The sequence below is a fragment of the Pseudomonas sp. OF001 genome (genome assembly GCF_904426495.1).
Taxonomy (GTDB): Bacteria; Pseudomonadota; Gammaproteobacteria; order Pseudomonadales; family Pseudomonadaceae; genus Geopseudomonas.
Genome location: NZ_CAJGBM010000037.1, coordinates 1 through 5,630 on the forward strand (window position 1 = coordinate 1; position 5,630 = coordinate 5,630).

The following is a 5,630-nucleotide window of genomic DNA, read 5'->3' on the forward strand; positions in this document are numbered from 1 at the left end:
GTCAGGTTGCCACCATCCAGCTGGGGCCGGAAATGCGCCGCGGTATCGCCGAACTGGATGGCGAAGGCGAAGTGGTCGGCGGCGTGGTCATTCTGCGCTCGGGCAAAAACGCCCGCGACACCATCCGTGCAGTGCGAGAGAAACTTGAAGCGCTTAAAGAGAGCTTGCCAGCCGATGTCGAAGTGGTGACGACCTATGACCGCTCCCAGTTGATCGATCGCGCCATCGACAACCTCAGCTTCAAGCTGCTGGAGGAGTTCGCGGTGGTCGCGCTGGTGTGCCTGATCTTCCTCTGGCACCTGCGCTCGTCCTTGGTGGCGATCATCACTTTGCCGCTAGGCATCCTCGTGGCGTTCATCATCATGCGCCACCAAGGTGTCAACGCAAACATCATGTCCTTGGGCGGAATCGCCATCGCGATTGGCGCCATGGTCGATGCGGCCGTGGTGATGATCGAAAACGCGCACAAGCACATCGAGGCCTGGAAGGAGCGGTACCCAAATGAGCCCCTGCAGGGCGACCAGCACTGGAGGGTAATCGGTGAAGCCGCCGCCGAAGTCGGCCCGGCACTGTTCTTCAGCCTGCTGATCATCACCCTGTCTTTTCTCCCCGTATTCACCCTGGAAGCCCAGGAAGGTCGCTTGTTTGGCCCCCTGGCCTTTACCAAGACTTATGCCATGGCGGCCGCCGCCGGCTTGTCGGTCACCCTGGTTCCGGTACTGATGGGTTACTGGATTCGCGGGCGGATTCCCAGCGAGCAGCAGAACCCGTTGAACCGCTGGCTGATCGCGGCATATCGCCCCGTACTGGAGGTGGTACTGGCCTGGCCGAAAGCCACCCTGGTTTTGGCTTTGTTGGTCTTCCTGTCCAGCCTCTGGCCGTTGAACCAGTTGGGAGGGGAGTTCTTGCCGCAAATGGATGAAGGCGACCTGTTGTATATGCCATCGGCGCTTCCCGGTTTGCCGGCGAGCAAGGCGACGCAGCTCCTGCAGCAAACCAACCGCATGATTCACAAGGTACCCGAGGTCCAGCGGGTCTTCGGTAAAGCTGGACGCGCAGAAAGCGCTACCGACCCCGCGCCCCTGGAGATGTTCGAAACCACGATCCAGTTCAAGCCTCGTGACCAATGGCGTCCAGGCATGACTGCGGAGAAACTTGTGGAGGAACTGGATCGTGCAGTGAAAGTCCCCGGCCTCTCGAACATCTGGGTGCCGCCGATCCGCAACCGTATCGACATGCTCGCCACCGGGATCAAGAGTCCGATCGGCGTGAAGGTTTCAGGAACCTCCCTGGATGAAATCGAGCGGATCAGCCAGGAAATCGAAGCCGTGGCCAAGCAGGTACCCGGCGTCAGCTCGGCCCTGGCGGAACGGCTCACCGGCGGTCGCTACGTCGACATCCAGATCGATCGCCTCGCCGCGGCGCGCTACGGAATGAGCATCGCCGAAGTCCAGGCCGTGGTGTCAGGGGCCATCGGCGGCAGCAATATTGGCGAAACCGTCGAGGGCTTGGCGCGTTTTCCGATCAACCTGCGCTACCCGCGCGAATGGCGAGACAGTCCCGAAGCGCTGCGGCTATTACCGATTCTCACCGCCGCCGGACAGCAGATCACCCTGGGAATGGTGGCCAGCGTCCGCCTGAACGAGGGACCACCGATGCTGCGTAGCGAGAACGGTCGCCTTTCTGGATGGGTGTACGTCGATGTCCGTGGGCGAGACCTGGCGTCGACGGTACGCGAGCTGCAGCAGCGGGTTGCCGAAAACGTGAAGCCGGGGGCAGGCATGACGGTGTCCTACTCCGGGCAGTTCGAATACCTGGAGCGCGCCAATGCTCGGCTGGCATGGGTGGTCCCGGCCACACTGCTGATCATCTTCGTGTTGCTTTACCTCACCTTCAACCGCCTCAGCGAAGCCTTGCTGATCATGGTCACCTTGCCCTTTGCGCTGTCCGGGGGCATCTGGCTGCTCTATTGGTTTGGCTTCAACCTGTCGATCGCCACAGGGGTCGGCTTCATTGCTCTGGCAGGGGTATCCGCGGAGTTCGGGGTGATCATGTTGATCTACCTCAGAAACGCTTGGCACGCTCGGATCACTACCGGCCGCGACGACAACCCCGACTTGCTTGAGGCGATCCGTGAAGGCGCGGTGTTGCGTGTCAGACCGAAGGTCATGACGGTCGCAGTGATCATTGCCGGCCTCGTGCCTATCCTGTGGGGTAGTGGCGCTGGCTCCGAAGTGATGAAACGGATCGCCGCGCCTATGGTCGGAGGAATGATTACCGCCCCCTTGCTCTCCATGCTGGTCTTGCCGGCGGCGTATTGGCTGATGCGGCGCAAAGCGCAGTGATCGATGGCGAGCGCTGAGGCAAGACAGAACCAAGGATCGGCTCAAGGCGGCCTGGAGAGCGGTCGCCTTGAGCAACACCGATTGCAGACAACACGGTCTTATCCAGTCAACCATCGAGCCAAGAAGGAAACTTGCAATGAAGTACGCACTCACTACCACCCTGGCCCTTGCCTTCAGTCAGATCACTCTGGCGGCAGGCAGCCAAGAGATGCCCATGGGCCAGATGCCGATGGAGCAACCCATGAAAATGGAGCAAAAAAACGTCTCTGCCCCGACTGCCAAGGCCAGCGGGACGATCAAGGCCATCGATACAGCCAAAGGGATCGTCACCCTAGCCCACGGTCCGGTCCCCAGCCTGCAATGGCCCCCTATGACTATGGGCTTCCAGGCTAAACCCGAGCAGCTGAAAGGGTTGAAAGTCGGCGACAAGGTGGACTTTGAATTCCGTAGTCAGAATATGGCGGCTATCATCGTTTCAATCCAGAAATCAAAGTAAACCTGCCATTTCGGTACCACTCAGCTCCTTGGCTAGACCGCTATCTCAAGTCAGTTGCCGGGCGATTGACTCTATTGGGCGTATACCCTGACCAAACCGAGCGATGGCCTCACGATGCGTACGTAGCTCGCTGTAGGGCAGATAGCGTGGGGCAAGCCGGCCAATGCGACGGAACGCAGGCCGGCGTAACTGATCTCTGACTTCACCTTCGCGCTCGTCTGGGGCGACCAGGAAATAACTAGCCTCTTCATGTTCAGGTGCTGCAAGTGCAAGATCCAGCATCCGGACAATCCCTGAATAAATGCTGGTGCTGTGCTCAACCTCGAATGCAGCCGAAACGCGGCCAGAATCGGCATGAAGCCATAGGACATCGATCAACCGCACCGTATCCGCCGCACCCACTGCGCTTGGCAGGTTATCCAGACAACCATCCGAAAGCCTCCCGTTGGCGTAGGGACGGGAACGGTCATTGGAAGCAATCCATACGTTGAAGCCGAGAGCTTTGCCTAGATCGCGCAGCCACCCCTGAATCTGGGTATGGGTCTCATCACTCTCCTGAGCTCGGGCCAGAGCCTTGAGAGCCTTGGCTGACTCCTCACGGATACGATCAAGCTCCGCCCGCCACAGCGCAAGTGACTCAGCAGAGCTTTCTGCTGGCGGCAGGGAGTAGCGCTCGCTTCCTATATCGAACAGCAACCCCCCAATAGCACCCAAGTCATTAGAGAGCAGGTCTCGACTCTCGCGATTAAGTGCAATGATGCCTTGACGCATAGCTAGATATTGTTGCCAGCTGCCAAGCTTGACAGCAGCACCTGTCAAACGGTTGTAACCCTTGACTATCGCGGTATTGAATGGCGGGATCAGTGTTGGGTGAAGGAAGTACAAGAGGTTTGCAGCAGCAGGGCCGAGCCCTTTAATTGCCAGCGAGTCCAACGTCCGGATTGCCTGAACTAATGTTTCCTCATTAATGCAGCAGGCACAATGATCAAGGAACCGCCCGAAGGCAAGCTGGTTCTCCCGATTCTCATAGATATCTGGGATGCGAAGCTTCGGCTTCCACAAAAAGGCATGATCGGCCCCTTTGAAAATCTGACGTTGCTCAGCAATGGAACCCACCACGGTTTCCAAAGACGACTGCTTGTATTGATTGCCAAAGGTGCCAGCCTCAATCTCAGCGACCACAGCCTCCAGACCCCGCCTGATGGAGCGGAAGTTCTTGATCCGCTCTGGCCATAGAAACCAGCTCTGATAGGTGCCTCCCGCATCGGCACGCCACTGCTCAATCAAAGTCCGCACCTTTGCGGAGGACACGCTGTGCTCTGTCATGAGAAGCCTTGGAAGTCTGCAAGCCGAGCCTGGCCAGCCCCTTGCTGGCCATTCAGCACATGATACACGTAGAAACACTCAATCTCGTAGAGTCAGCCACACCTCATGGGATTATGATGAACATGCTCAGCCTGCTTCGCTGGCAGTGATGCGGAGCACGCCTGTGATTCAACAGTTGATCCGAGAAAATTATCCGCCGCCGCTGTATGCCGCCCAGAATCACACCTCTCTTTATGATCGACCATCCAGACAACAGCCATGTCAACCAAGCCCCCAACGAACATTACCGTTAATTAATTTCCCGGTCATGCTTGTGACAGCATCGATGAGACACAATCAACCTCGTGCTCACCACGAGGAAAAAATCAAATGAAACATATGAAACTGGCCATGATTATAGCCGCAACGATGACAATGCCGTTCGCCATGGCGAGCGACCTTGCCGACAAGGAGTCGGACCGGATCCTGCATAAAAATCAGGCCCAGGTTCAGAAATATGCTGAGGATCAGGGCAAGCCAGCCCCACAAGTAATCAAGTACAAATACGGAATGGAAATGGACATTATCAAGGTTGTCAGCGTAAGCCGTCCAGCTGAGGTCTGTCGTGTCGTTCCGGCAAGAATCACCTACGAAGACTCACAGGGCTCCTTGAACACGATTGAGTATCTAGTCATGGGCACGGGCTGCAGGAACGACGGCTGAGCCTTATCGACCGAAACCATTTTATAATTAGCAAAAAAATAGCGGGGCAAATAGCTGCCCCGCCCTCACGTTAAAATATCTAATCTTTTTTGACATCCAGGAACTTCTGGCCATCTGCGTCTGTTGAGGTGCATGTGCCGCCTGGATTGTCTTTTCCCTCCTCAAGCGAGCTCCGAAAAGATCGGATGGCTCCTCCAAGATCCCCTCCCAAGGTTCTTAGGCGCTTCGTCCCAAAAAGCACTACCACAATCACTAGAATAATCAGCAACTGCCAAATACTAATTCCCCCAAAACCCATCGCCGAACCCTCACTATTACGGACTCTCACATACCTCGTAGGAACGCCAAGGCAGATCCAGCGGTTACTGGATCTGGCAGCTAGTGTCCATGGACGTGCTCTTTCCCATCGGCGTGGGTATGGACCATTGGCGGAGGCATGGCGGCGGAAGAGCTGCTTGCATCCCCTGAGCCATGATGAGGAGCAGTCATTTCTCCAGCATGATGCCCCTCCTGGCTTACCTCATGATGCCCTTGGGCGCCTGTATCCTGAGCGTTATGCTGCCCTTCATGATCGTGCATTATGGTTTCACCACCACCATGCTGATGACCGGCGCTGCTCGCCACCAATGCCTGGTATTCCTGCGCATCAAGCTTCGGCAACTGCTCCAGGAAGGCCACCATTCCCCATATATACTCATCGCCCATGCTCTTGCCCCAGGCAGGCATGCCCGAAGCCTTGATCCCATGCTTGATGATCCAGA

6 protein-coding genes are annotated in these 5,630 nt (G+C 57.1%); 3 read left to right on the forward strand and 3 right to left on the reverse strand.

All coding sequences use genetic code 11. The features are described from left to right. On the forward strand, nt 1-2,345 hold a 2,345-nt coding region (locus tag RA210_RS17530; protein WP_201487447.1), incomplete at its 5' end, for an efflux RND transporter permease subunit. 136 nt (nt 2,346-2,481) lie between these two features. Then, entirely contained in the window at nt 2,482-2,841 is a 360-nt protein-coding gene (locus RA210_RS17535) for a copper-binding protein (RefSeq protein ID WP_201487448.1), read from the forward strand. 45 nt (nt 2,842-2,886) lie between these two features. On the opposite strand, the gene RA210_RS17540 is transcribed toward RA210_RS17535, so the two are convergent. Further along, nucleotides 2,887-4,152, reverse strand: a complete 1,266-nt coding sequence (locus tag RA210_RS17540) for a type II restriction endonuclease (RefSeq protein ID WP_236574794.1) — start codon at nt 4,150-4,152, stop codon at nt 2,887-2,889. A 384-nt stretch (nt 4,153-4,536) separates the two neighbouring features. On the opposite strand from RA210_RS17540, the gene RA210_RS17545 reads away from it, so the two are divergent. Then, a complete protein-coding gene (locus RA210_RS17545) occupies nt 4,537-4,869 on the forward strand; it encodes a DUF2790 domain-containing protein (RefSeq protein ID WP_201487450.1) in 333 nt (110 codons plus the stop codon). Between the two features lie 79 nt (nt 4,870-4,948). Here the strand turns inward: RA210_RS17545 and tatA are convergent, their stop codons facing one another. Both tatA and RA210_RS21900 read right to left on the reverse strand, forming a co-directional pair. Further along, nucleotides 4,949-5,167 (reverse strand): twin-arginine translocase TatA/TatE family subunit, encoded by a 219-nt coding sequence (tatA, locus tag RA210_RS17550; protein ID WP_201487451.1) that lies wholly within the window; start codon nt 5,165-5,167, stop codon nt 4,949-4,951. An 80-nt stretch (nt 5,168-5,247) separates the two neighbouring features. After that, a partial coding sequence (locus RA210_RS21900; RefSeq protein WP_442963407.1) for a c-type cytochrome occupies nt 5,248-5,630 on the reverse strand: 383 nt, incomplete at its 5' end.

What these genes read in the sequence shown, in the direction of transcription:
- RA210_RS17545 (WP_201487450.1), top strand. Translation starts at nt 4,537, where the DNA reads ATGAAACATATGAAACTGGCCATGATTATAGCCGCAACGATGACAATG.
- tatA (WP_201487451.1), bottom strand. Translation starts at nt 5,167, where the DNA reads ATGGGTTTTGGGGGAATTAGTATTTGGCAGTTGCTGATTATTCTAGTG.
- RA210_RS17535 (WP_201487448.1), top strand. Translation starts at nt 2,482, where the DNA reads ATGAAGTACGCACTCACTACCACCCTGGCCCTTGCCTTCAGTCAGATC.